The 14,388-nt window shown below is 71.0% G+C and carries 15 protein-coding genes; 10 read left to right on the forward strand and 5 right to left on the reverse strand.

The genetic code is table 11. The features are described from left to right. The first annotated feature begins 28 nt into the window (after positions 1-28). Genes ABEA67_RS03180 through ABEA67_RS03190 form a run of 3 tightly spaced genes read left to right on the forward strand, consistent with a single transcriptional unit; the run spans position 29 to position 3,365 of the window. A complete protein-coding gene (locus tag ABEA67_RS03180; protein WP_345460750.1) occupies positions 29-1,063 on the forward strand; it encodes a DNA double-strand break repair nuclease NurA in 1,035 nt (344 codons plus the stop codon). A 41-nt stretch (positions 1,064-1,104) separates the two neighbouring features. Further along, complete coding sequence (locus tag ABEA67_RS03185; protein WP_345461794.1) at positions 1,105-2,880, forward strand: ATP-binding protein; 1,776 nt, start codon at positions 1,105-1,107, stop codon at positions 2,878-2,880. Positions 2,881-2,882: 2 nt separating this feature from the next. Then, on the forward strand, positions 2,883-3,365 hold the full coding sequence (locus ABEA67_RS03190) for an AAA family ATPase (RefSeq protein ID WP_345460753.1): 483 nt from the start codon (positions 2,883-2,885) through the stop codon (positions 3,363-3,365). Between the two features lie 25 nt (positions 3,366-3,390). On the opposite strand, the gene pdxR is transcribed toward ABEA67_RS03190, so the two are convergent. Beyond that, entirely contained in the window at positions 3,391-4,854 is a 1,464-nt protein-coding gene (gene pdxR, locus ABEA67_RS03195) for a MocR-like pyridoxine biosynthesis transcription factor PdxR (protein WP_345460756.1), read from the reverse strand. A gap of 17 nt (positions 4,855-4,871) precedes the next feature. Between pdxR and ABEA67_RS03200 the strand changes: the two genes are divergently transcribed. The 7 genes from ABEA67_RS03200 (at position 4,872) to ABEA67_RS03230 (ending at position 10,452) form a co-directional block, all read left to right on the forward strand. Further along, positions 4,872-5,315 (forward strand): carboxymuconolactone decarboxylase family protein, encoded by a 444-nt coding sequence (locus ABEA67_RS03200; RefSeq protein WP_345460759.1) that lies wholly within the window; start codon positions 4,872-4,874, stop codon positions 5,313-5,315. Further along, on the forward strand, positions 5,312-5,668 hold the full coding sequence (locus ABEA67_RS03205; protein ID WP_345460762.1) for a cupin domain-containing protein: 357 nt from the start codon (positions 5,312-5,314) through the stop codon (positions 5,666-5,668). Before ABEA67_RS03200 ends, ABEA67_RS03205 begins: the two co-directional genes overlap by 4 nt. Then, positions 5,665-6,111, forward strand: coding sequence for a GNAT family N-acetyltransferase (locus ABEA67_RS03210; protein ID WP_345460765.1), 447 nt, complete (start codon positions 5,665-5,667; stop codon positions 6,109-6,111). Before ABEA67_RS03205 ends, ABEA67_RS03210 begins: the two co-directional genes overlap by 4 nt. Then, complete coding sequence (locus ABEA67_RS03215; protein ID WP_345460768.1) at positions 6,108-6,722, forward strand: pyridoxamine 5'-phosphate oxidase family protein; 615 nt, start codon at positions 6,108-6,110, stop codon at positions 6,720-6,722. The genes ABEA67_RS03210 and ABEA67_RS03215 overlap by 4 nt, the downstream gene beginning before the upstream one ends. Then, positions 6,719-7,594 (forward strand): DMT family transporter, encoded by an 876-nt coding sequence (locus tag ABEA67_RS03220; RefSeq protein ID WP_345460771.1) that lies wholly within the window; start codon positions 6,719-6,721, stop codon positions 7,592-7,594. Before ABEA67_RS03215 ends, ABEA67_RS03220 begins: the two co-directional genes overlap by 4 nt. Positions 7,595-7,671: 77 nt before the next feature. Next, entirely contained in the window at positions 7,672-8,913 is a 1,242-nt protein-coding gene (locus ABEA67_RS03225; protein ID WP_345460774.1) for an aspartate aminotransferase family protein, read from the forward strand. 135 nt (positions 8,914-9,048) lie between these two features. Beyond that, positions 9,049-10,452, forward strand: coding sequence for an MATE family efflux transporter (locus ABEA67_RS03230; protein ID WP_345460777.1), 1,404 nt, complete (start codon positions 9,049-9,051; stop codon positions 10,450-10,452). 49 nt (positions 10,453-10,501) lie between these two features. On the opposite strand, the gene ABEA67_RS03235 is transcribed toward ABEA67_RS03230, so the two are convergent. From ABEA67_RS03235 to sat, 4 genes are all read right to left on the reverse strand, one after another. Beyond that, the gene (locus tag ABEA67_RS03235; RefSeq protein WP_345460780.1) at positions 10,502-11,245 is read right to left on the reverse strand and encodes an ABC transporter ATP-binding protein; all 744 of its coding nucleotides are present in this window, start codon (positions 11,243-11,245) and stop codon (positions 10,502-10,504) included. Continuing rightward, the gene (locus tag ABEA67_RS03240) at positions 11,242-12,075 is read right to left on the reverse strand and encodes an ABC transporter permease (protein ID WP_345460783.1); all 834 of its coding nucleotides are present in this window, start codon (positions 12,073-12,075) and stop codon (positions 11,242-11,244) included. Before ABEA67_RS03240 ends, ABEA67_RS03235 begins: the two co-directional genes overlap by 4 nt. Before the next feature lie 4 nt (positions 12,076-12,079). Further along, on the reverse strand, positions 12,080-13,042 hold the full coding sequence (locus ABEA67_RS03245) for an ABC transporter substrate-binding protein (RefSeq protein WP_345460786.1): 963 nt from the start codon (positions 13,040-13,042) through the stop codon (positions 12,080-12,082). A gap of 89 nt (positions 13,043-13,131) precedes the next feature. Continuing rightward, positions 13,132-14,304: a sulfate adenylyltransferase gene (gene sat / locus ABEA67_RS03250; RefSeq protein ID WP_345460789.1), complete on the reverse strand. Its 1,173-nt coding sequence runs from the start codon at positions 14,302-14,304 to the stop codon at positions 13,132-13,134. Between the last annotated feature and the right edge of the window lie 84 nt (positions 14,305-14,388).

The raw sequence follows: 14,388 nt of genomic DNA on the forward strand, positions 1-14,388 counted from the left end.
GCCCACAACCCACCTCCCACAACCTAGAATGCCCCCCATGCGCATCCGTCTTGACCCCTGGCCCGTGGATATCGAGGGCGGCCAACTGGGCCTGCAACGGTTCGAGGGCGAGCTGATCGATCTGGAGACGCTGCGCTGGGCGGCCATCGCGCCGCGGCCCATCCCGCCCCGGCTGGGCACGGTGCATGTGGTGGACGGCAAGCGGCGCATGGAATCGCGCGTCTTTATCGAGGACGAGCAGGGCGAGGCGGGAATGGGCGGCTTCGGGGCCTACGTGGTGGGGGCGGTGGACCTCTGCCCCCACGGCACGCGGCCCGCCACGCTGACTGACGTGAAGGCGCAGCGCCTCCTGGCCCACGCGCCGGGGCTGCGGGTAGACCCCTACCGCCTCTCGCCGCGCGACCCGCACACCGGGCGATTGGAATACCACCCGGTGGCCGCCGACAGCAGCGACCCCCTCGCGCCCCTGCACAAGTTGCAACAGGCGATGCTGGCCGCCGAACAGCACCTTTCGCACGGCCTCGCCACCCCGGTCCCCTTCGACGAGACGGACCCGCGCGAGGCGCTGACCTCGCTGACGTTGCAGGACGGCACCCTGAGAAGTCAGAACCTGGGGGGGGCGGTGGTGGGCTACGTCAAGACGATGCAGACCCAGTATCTGCCGCCCGACCGGGCCGGCCTGCTGTCCGAGCTGAAGCCCGGCGAGCGGACGCCCATCATGCACATGAAATACGCCAACGGTCAGTACACCCGCTTCATCTGGTACGTGCGGCTGTGCGAGGCGGCCTTTTATCAGCACCCCATGTCGGGCGTGATGCGGCTGGAGATGTACGCGCCCGAGGAACCCGACTTCCTGCCGCCCATCGTGCGGGAGGTGGCGGCCATCAGCGGCACGCTGCTGTGCCGCCTCGCCAGCAAGGCACACAAGGACCCCCGCGCCCCCCAGAACCTGATTCCCACCGCCGCCCTGGAAAGTGCGATGACCCGCGCGATGGGCAGCGCCGACCTCGTGACCCGCCGCCTGCGCGCCCACATTGCCCGCGAGCTGGGGGTGGTGGCGTGACGGCTGTGCCGGGTGACGCCGTGCCCGGCGAGCGCCTCGGCATGGTGCTGGGCACCGAGGACGCCACGCCCGTCACCTTCTGGTTCGCCGTGCTGCCCGGCGCGAGCGTGCAGATGGACGACCTGGTGGCGGTCCGCACGCTCAAGCCGGACGGCCAGCCGGTCCACTTCTACGGCATCGTGGACCACGTCCGCACCCGGCACGAGGGCGTGACCTTCGACAGCGACGTGGCCGACGTGGTGGCGGGCCTGCTTCCCGCCTCCGTGAGCTACGCGGCCCGCGTGCTGGTGACGCGGGTGGACCCCGAGGATTTCATCCCGCCCCAGCCCGGCGACGAGGTGCGGCACGCGCGCGGCGACGACCTGCGCCTGGCGCTGAGCGCCGACAAGATGGACCACGCCTTTGCGGGTGGGCTGCTGGCCGACGGGCAGGTGCTGCCGGTCAACTACCAGTTCGTGAACGGCGAGAGCGGCGGCCACATCAACATCAGCGGGATTTCCGGTGTGGCGACCAAGACGAGTTATGCCCTTTTCCTGCTGCACTCCATCTTCCGGGGCGGCGTGCTGGCGCAGCGGCGCGAGGGCCACAACACCCGCGCGCTGATTTTCAACGTGAAGGGCGAGGACCTCCTCTTTCTGGACAAGCCCAACGCGAAGGTCCAGAAGAAGGAAGGGGACGTGCGGGCGCGCAAGGGCTGGCCGGAAGGCCGTTACGACCGCCTGGGCCTGCCCGTCGAGCCGTTCCGCGACGTGCAATTCCTCGCACCCCCGAAAGCCGGGGCGGGCGACGTGATTGTGCCCGACGTGGAGCAGCGTTCCGAGGGCGTCACCCCCTTCGTGTTCAGCCTGCGCGAGTTCTGCCAGAAGCGGATGCTTCCCTACGTCTTTTCCGACGCGGGCAGCAGCCTCAACATCGGCTTCGTCATCGGCAACATGGAGGAGAAGCTGGCGCGGCTGGCCGCCGGGGACGACGCGCCCTACCTCACCGTCGAGGACTGGCAGCCCGACACCGAGGTGCTGCTGGAGGAGGACCTGCGCTTCGACGACATGGGCAAGACGCGCATCGAGACCTTCGCGCAGCTCATCTCGTACCTCGAATACAAGCTGCTGGAACAGAACGACGGCGAGGGCGACCCCAGGTGGGTGCTGAAGCAGAACCAGGGCACCCTGCGCGCCTTTGTCCGCCGCCTGCGCGGGGTGCAGAAGCATCTCGCGCCGCTGGTGCGCGGCGACCTGACGCCGGGGCAGGCCGCGAAGTACCGCCCCAATCTGCTGGCGAGTGGCGTGCAGACCAGTGTGGTGGACATCCACAAGCTGGGGGCGCACGCGCAGAGCTTCGTGGTGGGCGTGCTGCTGCGCGACCTCTTCGAGCACAAGGAACGCTACGGGCGGCAGGACACCGTGTTTGTCGTGCTGGACGAGCTGAACAAGTACGCGCCGCGTGAGGGCGACAGCCCCATCAAGGACGTGCTGCTGGACATCGCGGAACGTGGGCGCAGCCTCGGCATCATCCTGATTGGGGCGCAGCAGACGGCCTCGGAGGTCGAGCGGCGTATCGTCTCCAACGCGGCGATTCGGGTGGTGGGCCGCCTGGACCTCGCGGAGGCCGAGCGGCCCGAGTACCGCTTCCTGCCGCAGAGCTTCCGCGCCCGCGCGGGCATCCTCCAGCCGGGGACCATGCTGGTGAGCCAGCCGGACGTGCCCAACCCGGTCCTCGTCAACTATCCCTTTCCCGCCTGGGCCACCCGCCGCGACGAGGTGGCCGAGCCGGTGGGGCAGCAGGCGGAGGACGACGGCAAGGACTGGCTGGGGCTGTAGGCGTGCCGAACGTCCTCATCACCGGCATGTCCGGGACGGGCAAGACCACCGTTCTCGAACAGTTGCGCTCGCGGGGCTGCGAGACGGTGGACACCGACGCGGACGGCTGGTGCGAGTGGGGCACGCTCCCCGGCGAGGCGGACGCGGGCTGGCTCTGGCGCGAGGACCCCATGCGCGAGCTGCTGGCCCGCCCGCGTTCGGTGCCGCTGTTCGTCGGTGGGTGCGTCGCCAACCAGGGGAAGTTCTACCCGCAGTTCGACCACATTGTGCTGCTGAGTGCCCCCTGGGAGGTTATGCGCGAACGGTTGCGGCAGCGCACAGGCAACCCCTACGGCAAATCTGACGCCGAGCAGGCCGAGATTCTGCACCACCTGCGCGAGGTCGAGCCGCTGCTGCGGGCCGGGGCGGACGTGGAACTCGATTCCTCCCGCCATACCGTTGACGAACTGGTGGGCGCTCTGCTGGCGCTGGACACGGTCGGGTGAGGCGTGGGGCTGGAGCCTGCCCCGCTCACCGTCCGGCCCTGACCGCCTCCACGATTTCCCGCGCTCCCCGCTCGATTTCGGCCACCGTCAGGCCGCCGTAGCCCAGGAGCAGGGCATTGGGCACGGTGCCGGCGAAGGTGTAGCCCTCCAGGGTGGAAACGTGGACGCCGCGCCGGGCGAGGCGGGCGGCCACCCCTGCGGCGGGCAACGCGGACGGCAGGTGCAGGCAGGCGTGCAGCCCCGCCTCGATACCGCCCAGCACGACCTCCGGCGCGAGCGGCGCGAGGGCGCGCGCCAGGGCCGCCTGCTGCTGCCCGTGCCAGCGGCGGGCGCGGCGCACGTGCCGGTCGAGGTGCCCGCCCCGCAGAAAGTGCGTCAGTGCCGCCTGCGTGACCCGGTTGTGCCCGCTGTCTGCCAGGGCGCGGGCGCGTACCAGGGCGGGCATCAGCGCGGGCGGCGCGACGAGGAAACCCGTCCGCACCGCGGGCGTGAGCAGTTTGCTGAGGGTGCCTAGATACAGCACCCGGCCCTCCGCCCCCTCCAGACTCGCCAGCGGCGGCAGGGGGGGTGCGCCGTACCGGAACTCGCCGTCGTAGTCGTCCTCCACCACCAGGGCGTCGTGCTGGCGTGCCCAGCGCAGCAGCGCGAGCCGCCGGGGCAGCGTCATGCGGACCCCCAGCGGGTACTGGTGGCTGGGCGTGACCACCACCAGCCGCGCCGGGGGCAGTCCTTCCGTGACCAGGCCGCCCTCGTCCACGGGTACCGGCAGCACCTCCAGCCCGGCGTCTTGCAGCGCCTGCCACGCCGCGCGGTAGCCGGGGTTCTCCACCAGCGCGCGGCTGCCGGGCGGAAGCAGGCGGGCCACCAGCCCCAGGGCGCTGAGGCTGCCCGCCGTGACCAGCAGCCGGGCCGGGTCGGCGCGCAGCCCCCGTGCCCGGCCCACGAAGGCGGCGAGGGCGGCGCGCAGGTCCGGCTCGCCCGCCGGGTCGCCGTAATCCCCATCGGGAACGTCGTGGGCGGCCGTGGCCCAGGCTGCCCGCCAGGCGCGCAGGTCCAGCACGTGTGTCCCCGCTACCCCGGCCCGGAAGTGCAGGCCCGGCCCGGCGGCGGGAGGGTCCACCGGCGCGGGACCGGGCAGGGTCAGCCAGGCGGGGAGGTCCGCCGCGCTGGGGGTGGCCTCTCCCGCCACGCCCGCCGCCACACGGGTCCCGCTGCCGGGCCGGGCTTCGAGCGTGCCGTCGAGCAGCAGCGCCTCGAACGCCGCCGTGACCACGCCGCGCGTCACGCCCAGCGCCGCCGCGAGGGAGCGCGAGCCGGGCAGCGCCGTTCCCGCCGGGAGGGTTCCTGCCAGCGCCGCCGCCCGCACCTGGGCGGCCAGTTGCGCGTGCAGCGGGTCGGGGGCGGCGCGGTCCAGCGTGAGGGGCAGCGGGAAGGTATCGAGTGGACTGCCTATCCGTGCGAATTCCGGCCCTGTCGTGGGGTCCAGCATGGCCTTAGTGTAGGCGTATGAGTAGACCACGCCTGCCGTACCGAACGCTTGCCCCGAAGGTCTTTGACGCCCTGCTGGCCCTGGAACAACAGGTGCAGGGCCTGAACCTCGACGCGCCCCTGCTCGAACTCGTCAAGGTGCGGGCCAGCCAGCTCAACGGCTGCGGCTTTTGCCTGGATATGCACAGCCGGGACGCGCTGAAGGTCGGCGTGCCGCAGCGGCAACTGCTGGTCCTGGCCGCCTGGCGCGAGGCGGGCGACCTGTTCACGCCCCGCGAGCGGGCACTCCTGGCGTTCACGGAGGCGGTGACGCTCCTCTCCCAGGCCGGTGTGCCGGACGCCCTGCTGGAAGAGCTACGTGCCCACTTCACGGACGCCGAAATCGTGAGCTGGACCCTGGCCGTCATCACCATCAACGCCTGGAACCGGATGGGCGTGGTCGCCGGGCTGCACCCCGCATGAGGTCGGGCGTCGCTCTGGCCGAGGCCCGCGCCTTTGCCCCCGTCCCCGGCTTCGCGGAGGTGTTCCGGCGCGGCACACTGAGCGTGGAACTGTACCGCCCGCGCGGGCACGACCCGCAGACGCCCCACGCCCAGGACGAGCTGTACGTGGTCGTCACCGGTTCGGGCACCTACCGCTGCGCGGGTGAGGCGCGCGGGTTCGGGCCGGGGGATGTGCTGTTCGCCCCGGCCGGTGCCGAACACCGCTTCGAGACGTTCACGGATGACCTGGAAGTCTGGGTGGTTTTTTACGGCCCGGAGGGCGGCGAGCGGCCCGGCGAGCGGACGGTGCTGGGGCGGGAGGCGCGCGAATGACCGACCTGCGCCCGATTCCTGCCGAGGCTGCGGCGCTGGCCCTGCCCGCCCTGCACGAGTTGCGCTCCGGCGTACCCGCGACGGCCAACGCGGAGGCCCTCGCCGCCTATCTGCGTTCGGTCGGGGCCGAGGGCTACCGTCTGGTCGGGGCCTTCGAGCCGGACCGTTCCGAGGCCGTCGCGGTGGCGGGCTACCGCACCTTCACGATGCTCGCTTTTGGCCGGGCGCTGTACGTGGACGACCTCTCCACCCTGCCGGAGGCGCGGGGGCGGGGGCACGCGCGGGCGCTGCTGCGCTGGCTGGAGGCCGAGGCGCGGCGGCTCGGCTGCGACAGCTTCCACCTCGACTCCGGGGTGGGGGAGAGCCGCTGGGCCGCGCACCGCCTGTACCTCTCCGCGGGCCTGAACATCACCTGCCACCACTTCGAGAAGGAGCTGACATGACCGACTTTTACGACCCCCGGCAGCGTGACCCCGCGCTCAGTCGCCGCCCGCAGAACCGCCGTGACGACGCCTGGATACGCGCGCTGCTGGCCCGCCTCCAGATGGGTCGGGTGGCGACCGTGTGGCAGGGCGAGGACGGTGAGGCGTTCCCGTTCATCACGCCGCTGGCCTTCGCGTACCGCCCCGAGACGCACGACCTCGTGTACCACACCAATGTGGTGGGGCGGCTGCGGGCCAACACCGCGCAGGGTCACCCCGCCACCTTCGAGGCGTCCGAGATCGGGGCGCTGCTGCCCAGCAACGACCCCCTGGAACTGACCGTGCAGTACCGCAGCGTCGTCGCCTTCGGCACGGCGCGCCTGCTGAGCGACCCGGACGAGGTCCGCGAAGCCTTGCGGGTTCTCTCCGAGCGGCTGTTTCCGGGGCTGACGGTCGGACGCGAGACGCGGCCCATCTCGGACGCCGACCTGGCGCGCACCAGCGTCTATTCGCTCGCCGTCGAACGCTGGAGCGGCAAGGAGAACTGGGCGGAGGCTGCGGCGCAGACCACAGACTGGCCCGCGCTGCCGCCCCACCTGGGGCAGCCCCGGCCCCTGCTGGAAGGGCCATGACCCGCAGCGACGTTTTCCAGATGCTGCTGCTGTCGGCCGTGTGGGGGGTGTCCTTCCTGCTGATCCGGGTGGCGGGGGAGGCGTTCCCGCCGCTGTGGGTGGCGCTGCTGCGCTCGCTGTTCGGGGTGCTGGTGCTGGGACTGGCCCTGCGGCTGGGCGGGCACCGCCTGCCGCCGCTGCGGCTGTGGAGGCCGCTGCTGCTGGTGGCGCTGCTGAATAACGTCGTGCCCTGGACCTTTTTCGCCTGGGGCGAACAGACGGTGTCCAGCAACATCGCCGCCGTCCTGAACGCGACGACGCCGCTGTTCAGCCTGCTGATCGGCCTGGGGCTGCGGGACACGTCCCTGGGCACGCGGCTGCTGCTGGGGGTGCTGCTGGGCTTCGGCGGGGTGGGCCTGACGGTGCTGGGCGGCGTTCACGGGGGTCACGCGACCCTGTTCGGTGTGCTGATCATCACGGCCGCCAGCGTGAGCTACGCCGTGGCGACGGCGGTCGCCAAGCGGACCCTGGGTGGCCTGAACCCCATCGGGCTGGCGACCACGCAGCTCGGCCTGTCCACGCTGATGTTGCTCCCACTGGCCCTGGCGGGCGCGCCCCCCGCGCGGGTGGATTTTGCCGCCTGGGCCGCCATGCTGGTGCTGGGGGTGTTCGGCAGCGGCCTGGCCTACCTGCTGTATTACGGGCTGCTGGCGCGCGTCTCGGCCACGCAGGTGCTGGCCGTGACCTACGTCCTGCCCGTCTGGGGTCTGTTCTGGGCGGCGGTGGCCGGGGAACGCCCCTCCTGGCTGTCGGCGGTCGGGGTGGCCGTGGTGCTGGCCGGGCTGCTGCTGATGAACGCCCCCCCGCGCCGTTCCCGGCCCGCCCACGCCTGACGCACAGGCTGGACACCCCCGCCACTTTTCCCATCCTGACCCCCTACACTGGAACTGGATTTCGAGGAGGTTTTCGCATGACCACAACCAACACCAGCAAGTGGCTCGACGCCGAGATACGCTACGATTCGGGCGTCTACAACAAGCATCAGGTCGTGATGGTCCGCGGCCAGGGCGCGACCGTTTGGGACGAGCAGGGCCGCGCCTACATCGACTGCGTGGCCGGGTACGGCGTGGCGAACCTGGGCCACAGCCACCCCGACGTGGTGAAGGCCATCCAGGAGCAGGCCGCCCGCCTGATCGTGATGCCCCAGAGCGTGCCCAACGACAAACGCGCCGAGTTCCTGACCGAACTGGTGGGCGTGCTGCCGCAGGGCCTGGAACGCATCTTCCTGTGCAACAGCGGCACCGAGGCGATGGAGGCCGCCAAGAAGTTCGCCATCACCGCCACGGGCCGCTCGCGCTTCGTGAGCATGAAGCGCGGCTTCTCCGGCCGATCGCTGGGCGCGCTGGCCTTTACCTGGGAACCCAAGTACCGCGAGCCGTTCGGGGAGGCGGTCGACAACCGGCACGTGGACTTCGTGTCCTACAGCAATATCGACGAGCTGCGCGCGGCGGTCACCGACCAGACCGCCGCCGTCATCCTGGAACCCGTGCAGGGCGAGGGCGGCGTGCGGCCCGCGTCTCCCGAGTTCATCCGGGCGGCGCGCGAGATCACCCGCGAGAAGGGCGCGCTGCTGATCCTCGACGAGATTCAGACCGGCTTCTGCCGCACCGGCAAGATGTTCGCCTCCGAGCATTTCGGCGTGGTGCCCGACGGCATGACCCTCGCCAAGGCCATGGCGGGCGGCGTGCCCATCGGGGCCTTTGCCATGACCGCCGAGGTCGCGGACCGGATGCCTGCGGGCGGCCACGGCACCACCTTCGGCGGAAACCCGCTGGCGATGGCCGCCGGGATTGCCGCCATCCGCGCCTTCAAGAACGAGAACATGGCCGAGCAGGCCCGTGAGAAGGGGGCCTACTTCATGGAGCGGCTGCGTGCCATCGGGTCCCCCAAGATCCGCGAGGTGCGCGGCCTGGGCCTGATGATCGGCGTGGAACTCAAGGAAAAGAGCGCCCCCTACATCTCGGCCCTCGAACACGATGAGGGGGTCCTGGCCCTGGCCGCCACGCCGCTGGTCGTGCGTTTCCTGCCGCCGATCACCATCAGCCGCGAGCAGATCGACCAGGTGGTCGCCGCCTTCGAGCGCGTGCTGGAGCGGGTGAATCCCCGTGCGGTTCCGACTCAGGAGGTGCGGGAGGACAAGCAGACGGAATAGCGCGAGAGGCAGAAGGCAGATGGCAGAAGGCCAGGGGAGCTTTCGCCTTCTGCCTTCCGCCTTTTGCCATCTGCCCCTTCCCCTCCGTCATTCGGCTGACGTTCCCGTCCGGCGGGAGGTGTACCCTGACACGTTATGTCTGCTGTCCCCGCCCCCGTATCTGAATCGATTCAAGCCCACTCGCCCACGCGGGAAATCGCGGCCATCGCCGTTCCCGTCAGCCTGGAGATGGTGCTGCAACTGGTGCTGACCTTCGTGAACCAGGTGGTCGTGGGGACGCTGGGAGCGGTGGCAGTCGCGGCGGTGGGGCTGGCGGGCAGCGTGAGTTTCCTGTTCTTCGTGACGCTGGGGGCGCTCGGCTCGGGCACCAGCATCCTGGTCGCGCGGCGGGCCGGGGCGGGAGACCGGGCGGGCGTGAACGGCACGCTGACGGTCGCGCTGGCGCTCAGCGTGCTGCTGGCGGGGCTGGCGACGGTGCCGATCATCCTGGGGGCCGGGAACCTGCTGCGGCTGGCGGGCGGCGCGCCCGAGGTGACGGCCACGGCGCTGCCGTACCTGCGGGTCAGCATGCTGTCGCTGGTGCCGGGTGTGGTGGGCTGGATTCTCAGCGGCGCGCTGCGGTCGCTGGGCCATGCCCGCACACCGATGGTCGCCACCATGATCACGGTCGTGGTGGAGAGCCTCGCGGCCCTGGGGCTGGTGTTCGGCGTCGGCCCCCTGCCGGAACTGGGGGTGGTCGGGGCGGCGTGGGCGCTGGTGCTCGCGCAGACGCTCAAGGCCCTGCTGCTGGCCGCGCTGGTGTACGGCCCACGCCATCTGGCCGCCTTCTCGCTGCCCGCGTCCGGCACCCGGCGGGCGGTGGCGACGCCCCTCCTCACCCTGTCGGCCCCCATCGCCCTGACCGAGTTCCTGTGGAGCCTGGGCGGCTTCATCTACGCCGCCGTCTTTGCGCGGGTGGGCACCCAGGCGCTGGCCGCCAGCCAGATTGTCGCCACGCTGGAGGGCATCTTCATCGTGGGGTCCTTTGGCCTGATGAGTGCCACCACCGTGCTGGTCGGGCGGGCGCTGGGCGCGGGCGACGGTCCCGGCGCGCAGGCCTGGCTGGGCCGCGTGGGGCGCGCCGGGCTGCGGACCGGCCTGGGCTTCGGCCTGCTGTTCGCCCTCAGCGCGCTGCTGCTGCCGCTGCTGTTTCCCGCTGTGGGCGCGGACGTACGAGCCGTCGCCTTCTGGGGCATCCTGATCAACGCCGCCACGCAGGTGATCAAGGTCCGCAACATGATCCTGGGGGGCGGCGTGCTGCCCAGCGTCGGGGACGGCAAGGGCGTGATTACGGGCGATGTGGTCGGCGCGTTCGTGGTGGGTCTGCCGCTGGCCCTCTTTCTCGGGTTGCACACGCCGCTGGGCGTCTGGGGCGTCTTCCTGGCCCGCGTGGCGGACGAACTCGCCAAGGTCGCCATCTTCGAGTGGCGGCGGCGGCGGGTGAACTGGGTGGCGCTGGCGGCGGCGCAGCGCGGGCCGGAGGTGGCGGTGGGGCACTGATGAGAGCAGAAGGCAGATGGCTAGGGCCTGTTCGCCATCTGCCTTCTGCCTATCCCTCCAGCGTTTCCCGCAGCCGCGCCACGTTCAGTTCCCGCGCGGCCCCGTCCAGCACCATCTCGCCGCCGCGCAGGGCGACCACGCGCTGCCCCAGTGCCAGGGCCTCTTCGAGGTTGTGGGTGACAAAGACCACCGTGACCTTCTGGGACCACCAGATGCTCAGCAACTCGTCCGAGAGGACCGTGCGGGTGCGATCGTCCAGTGCGCTGAACGGCTCGTCGAGGAGCAGCAGCCGGGGCCGCACCGCCAGCGCGCGGGCGAGGCTGACGCGCTGGCGCTGGCCGCCCGAGAGTTCATGCACGCGGCGGGGGCCATAGCCGCCCAGCCCCACCAGACGCAGGGTGTCCTCCACGCGGGTGTCGCGCTCGGCGCGGGGGAGGCGCTGGCGCTCCAGGCCGAAGGCGACGTTGCCCGCCACGGTGCGCCAGGGAAACAGCGCCGCCTCCTGCTGCACCAGCGTCAGGCGCGGGTCGGGGCCGCGCACGGGCGTGTCGCCCAGGCGAATCTGGCCCGCCTGGGGTCGCAGGAAGCCCGCCAGCAGCGAGAGCAGCGTGCTCTTGCCGCTGCCCGAGGGGCCGACCACGCACAGGAACTCGCCCGCGTCCACCCGCAGGTCCAGGGGGCCGACGCCTGCGTGGCCGCGCCCGTAGCGGTACGTCACGCCGTCCAGCGTCAGGCGGATGCCTTGGGTGGCGGCGCTGGCGTCGGCGGTGGGGCGGGTCATCGTGGCCGTCATTGTTGCACCTCCAGGCCGTAATCGCGGCGCACCCGGCCTTCCAGCGCCCGCAGCCCCGCGTCGAACAGGCCGCCGATGGTCCCGATGATCAGGATGGTGGCAATCACCAGCGCCATGTTCGCGGTGTTGCGCCCCACCTCCAGTTGTGCGCCCAGGCTGGCGCTCGCGCTGACCAGCAGCTCGCCGCCGACCAGGGCACGCCACGCGAAGCTCCAAGCGGTGCGCAGACCGGTCAGGATGCTGGGAACGGCGCTGGGAAGCAGCACTCCCGTGGTGAGGCCCAGGCCCCGTGCCCCCAGCGTCCGCCCCGCGATCCGCAGCGCCGGGGGCACGTTCATCAGCGCGCCCGACACCGCCAGCGCGACCGGGATGAAGCCTTCCAGAATCACCACGAACAACACCGCGCGCTCGTTCAGGCCGAAGAACAGGATGGCGAAGGGCACAAAGGCGATGGAGGGCACGCTCTGAATCCCCGTGAGGTACGCGCCCAGCGTGTCCCGCAGGGGCCGCCACGCGCCCATCAGCAGGCCGATGACGCCGCCGAGCAGCACCGCGAGGCCGTAGCCCAGCAGCACCCGGCGCAAGCTGTTGCCAATCGCCGCGAGCAGCTTGCCGTCCTGCGGCCCGCTCCCCCACAGTCCGTAGCTGATTTCGGTCCAGACCTCCCGGGGGCCGGGGAAGACATAGGGCGGGTAGAGCTTGAGCACGTCGGTCACGAGCCACCACAGGGCCAGCAGCAGCGTGAGGCCGCCGAGCTGCCACAGCAGCCGCCCCCAGCGGGACGGGCGGCGGACGGTGGGGGCGGTGTCCAGGGGAGAGGTGATCGTCATGGGTTCACTTCTTCAGCAGACTTGGGCTGAGAAAGGCCTTGAGGTCCGGCACGTTGCGCGCGTACCCGGCTTCCACGTTCAGGGCCGCGTACTCGTTCAGGGCGTTCAGGTCGAGGCCCGTGGTGAAGCGCGTGCGGGTAAAGGCCCGTTGCAGCACGCGCGGGTCGAGCTTCTGCCCGGTCAGCCGCGCGAGCTGGTTGTTGATGGCGGTCTGCGCGGCAGCGGGCTTCTTGTTGATAAACGCCACCGCGTCCGCATGGGCCTTTAAAAAGGCCGTCACCAGCGTCGGGTTCGCCTGGGCGAACTTCGTGTTCACGATCAGGAGGGTGGTGGGGTACTGGCCCCCGCGCCACACGGTCTTCTCGCTGCCGATCAGGCGGTGGCCCTGCGCCTCCAGCGCCGCGCCCCAGGGTTCGGGCACCAGCGCGGCGTCCACCCGGTTCGCGGCGAAGGCGGCCGGCACATCGGCGGGCGGGATGGGCGTCACGTTGACGTTGCCGCCGTCCGTCTGCGCCTTGAGGCCCTGTTCCCCCAGGAGGTGGCGCAGGCTGATGTCCTGCGTGTTGCCCAGGCTGGGCACGGCGACCCGTTTTCCTGCCAGGTCCTTGTAGGTCTTGATGGGGCTGTCCCGGCGGGCGACCAGCACGGCCCCCGCCTCACTTGCGCCCGCCACCATCTGGAGGGGCATCCCGCGCGTCGCCGCGTTGATGGCCGGGCCGGGGCCGACATAGGCGAGGTCGAGCTGCCCCGCCGCGAAGGCTTCCATCAGGGTCGTGCCGGAGACGAAGGACCTGGCGTCCAGTTTCACGTTCCCCAGCGCCTTCTGGAAGGTGCCCCGTTCCAGCCCCACCAGGGCGGGCGCGTGCGTGAGGTTGGGGAAGTAGCCCAGGCGGACGGTTGCGGCGCTCTGTGCGTGGGCGGAGGTGGCAAGCAGGGCGGCGGTCAACAGGGTCAGGATTCGGGTCATTCGTCCCTCTTGTTAGAGTGAGGCCGGTGGATTGAGAATAGTGAACACGGTTCCAGTGAGGCCCGTGCAAGGCCCGGATGGGGGCAAACTTAACTCTGGCGGGCGTACGCCCCCCGCAGCACCTCGGCCACCTCGGGCCGGGTGAACTCGGCGGGCAGGTTCTCCCCGGCGCGCAGCTTCTCGCGGACCTTCGTGCCGCTGAGGACCAGGTGATGCTCGCTGCCGTGCGGGCAGGTGCGCGGGCTGACGAGCTGGCCGCACGCCCCGCAGTAGTAGGTGTGCTCGAACTTCAGAATCCGGATGCCCAGTTCCTCAGGGGTATATGCCGAGAAGATCTCCTGCGCGTCGTAGGTGCCGTAGTAGCTGCCGACGCCCGCGTGGTCGCGCCCCACGATGAAGTGCGTCACGCCGTAGTTGCGCCGCGACAGGGCGTGCAGGATGGCCTCGCGCGGCCCGGCGTAGCGCATCGCGGCAGGGTACACGCTCAGCAGCGTGCGGGACTGCGGGTAGTACTTCTCCAGCAGCACCTCGTAGGCCTGCACGCGGGTGGCGGCGGGCACGTCGTCGCCCTTGGTCTGCCCCACCAGCGGGTGCAGCAGCAGGCCGTCCACCAGTTCCAGCGTGACCTTGTGCAGGTACTCGTGCGCGCGGTGAATCGGGTTGCGCGTCTGGAAGGCGACGCTGGTGCGCCAGCCGCGCGCCTCGATCACCTCGCGCACCTCGGCGGGCGTACGGTGGTGGCGGGGGAAGTTTCCGCGCGGCACCTCGAACAGCGTCACCGGCCCGGCCAGGTTCACGTCGCCCTGGGCATAGAGCGCGGCCACGCCGGGGTGCGCCGGGTCCTCGGTGCGGTAGACCTCGCGCGCTTCCAGGCTCTTGCGTGCTTCAAACCGTTCCTGCACGTCCAGCGTTCCGACCGGCTCGCCGCCCCGCGTCAGCACCACGCGGCCCACGTACTGCGCCGCCTCTTCCCGGCCCACCGGCAGCGTGATCGGAATGCTCCAGGGCGTGCCGTCCGAGAGGCGCAGATGCTCGATGACGCTCAGGTAATCGGCCTCGCCCAGAAAGCCGGTCAGCGGCGAGTACGCGCCGGTCGCCAGCATCTCCAGGTCGGCAGACGCGCGGTCACTCAGTTCCAGCCGGGGCAGGCCCCGCAGTTCCGCCGCGTCGAGGTCCTGTCCGGGGCGCTGGACCCGGTTCACGAGCGTGCCCCCGAGGGGCGTGGGCAGGCTGATGGGGGAGGGGGTGGGGAGAGTCGTCATGGGGAAACCTCGTTAGAAAGAAGGAGCGGGTGAGAAAGAAGCAGTGGATGAAGTTGGTCAACTTTTGGGGCTAGGCTCTGAGCT

Origin of the sequence: Deinococcus carri (assembly GCF_039545055.1) — a bacterium.
GTDB classification, from domain to species: domain Bacteria; phylum Deinococcota; class Deinococci; order Deinococcales; family Deinococcaceae; genus Deinococcus; species Deinococcus carri.

What these genes read in the sequence shown, in the direction of transcription:
- ABEA67_RS03180 (WP_345460750.1), top strand. Translation starts at nt 29, where the DNA reads ATGCCCCCCATGCGCATCCGTCTTGACCCCTGGCCCGTGGATATCGAG.
- ABEA67_RS03185 (WP_345461794.1), top strand. Translation starts at nt 1,105, where the DNA reads ATGGTGCTGGGCACCGAGGACGCCACGCCCGTCACCTTCTGGTTCGCC.
- pdxR (WP_345460756.1), bottom strand. Translation starts at nt 4,854, where the DNA reads ATGCTGGACCCCACGACAGGGCCGGAATTCGCACGGATAGGCAGTCCA.
- ABEA67_RS03200 (WP_345460759.1), top strand. Translation starts at nt 4,872, where the DNA reads ATGAGTAGACCACGCCTGCCGTACCGAACGCTTGCCCCGAAGGTCTTT.
- ABEA67_RS03205 (WP_345460762.1), top strand. Translation starts at nt 5,312, where the DNA reads ATGAGGTCGGGCGTCGCTCTGGCCGAGGCCCGCGCCTTTGCCCCCGTC.
- ABEA67_RS03210 (WP_345460765.1), top strand. Translation starts at nt 5,665, where the DNA reads ATGACCGACCTGCGCCCGATTCCTGCCGAGGCTGCGGCGCTGGCCCTG.
- ABEA67_RS03215 (WP_345460768.1), top strand. Translation starts at nt 6,108, where the DNA reads ATGACCGACTTTTACGACCCCCGGCAGCGTGACCCCGCGCTCAGTCGC.
- ABEA67_RS03220 (WP_345460771.1), top strand. Translation starts at nt 6,719, where the DNA reads ATGACCCGCAGCGACGTTTTCCAGATGCTGCTGCTGTCGGCCGTGTGG.
- ABEA67_RS03225 (WP_345460774.1), top strand. Translation starts at nt 7,672, where the DNA reads ATGACCACAACCAACACCAGCAAGTGGCTCGACGCCGAGATACGCTAC.
- ABEA67_RS03230 (WP_345460777.1), top strand. Translation starts at nt 9,049, where the DNA reads ATGTCTGCTGTCCCCGCCCCCGTATCTGAATCGATTCAAGCCCACTCG.
- ABEA67_RS03235 (WP_345460780.1), bottom strand. Translation starts at nt 11,245, where the DNA reads ATGACGGCCACGATGACCCGCCCCACCGCCGACGCCAGCGCCGCCACC.
- ABEA67_RS03240 (WP_345460783.1), bottom strand. Translation starts at nt 12,075, where the DNA reads ATGACGATCACCTCTCCCCTGGACACCGCCCCCACCGTCCGCCGCCCG.
- ABEA67_RS03245 (WP_345460786.1), bottom strand. Translation starts at nt 13,042, where the DNA reads ATGACCCGAATCCTGACCCTGTTGACCGCCGCCCTGCTTGCCACCTCC.
- sat (WP_345460789.1), bottom strand. Translation starts at nt 14,304, where the DNA reads ATGACGACTCTCCCCACCCCCTCCCCCATCAGCCTGCCCACGCCCCTC.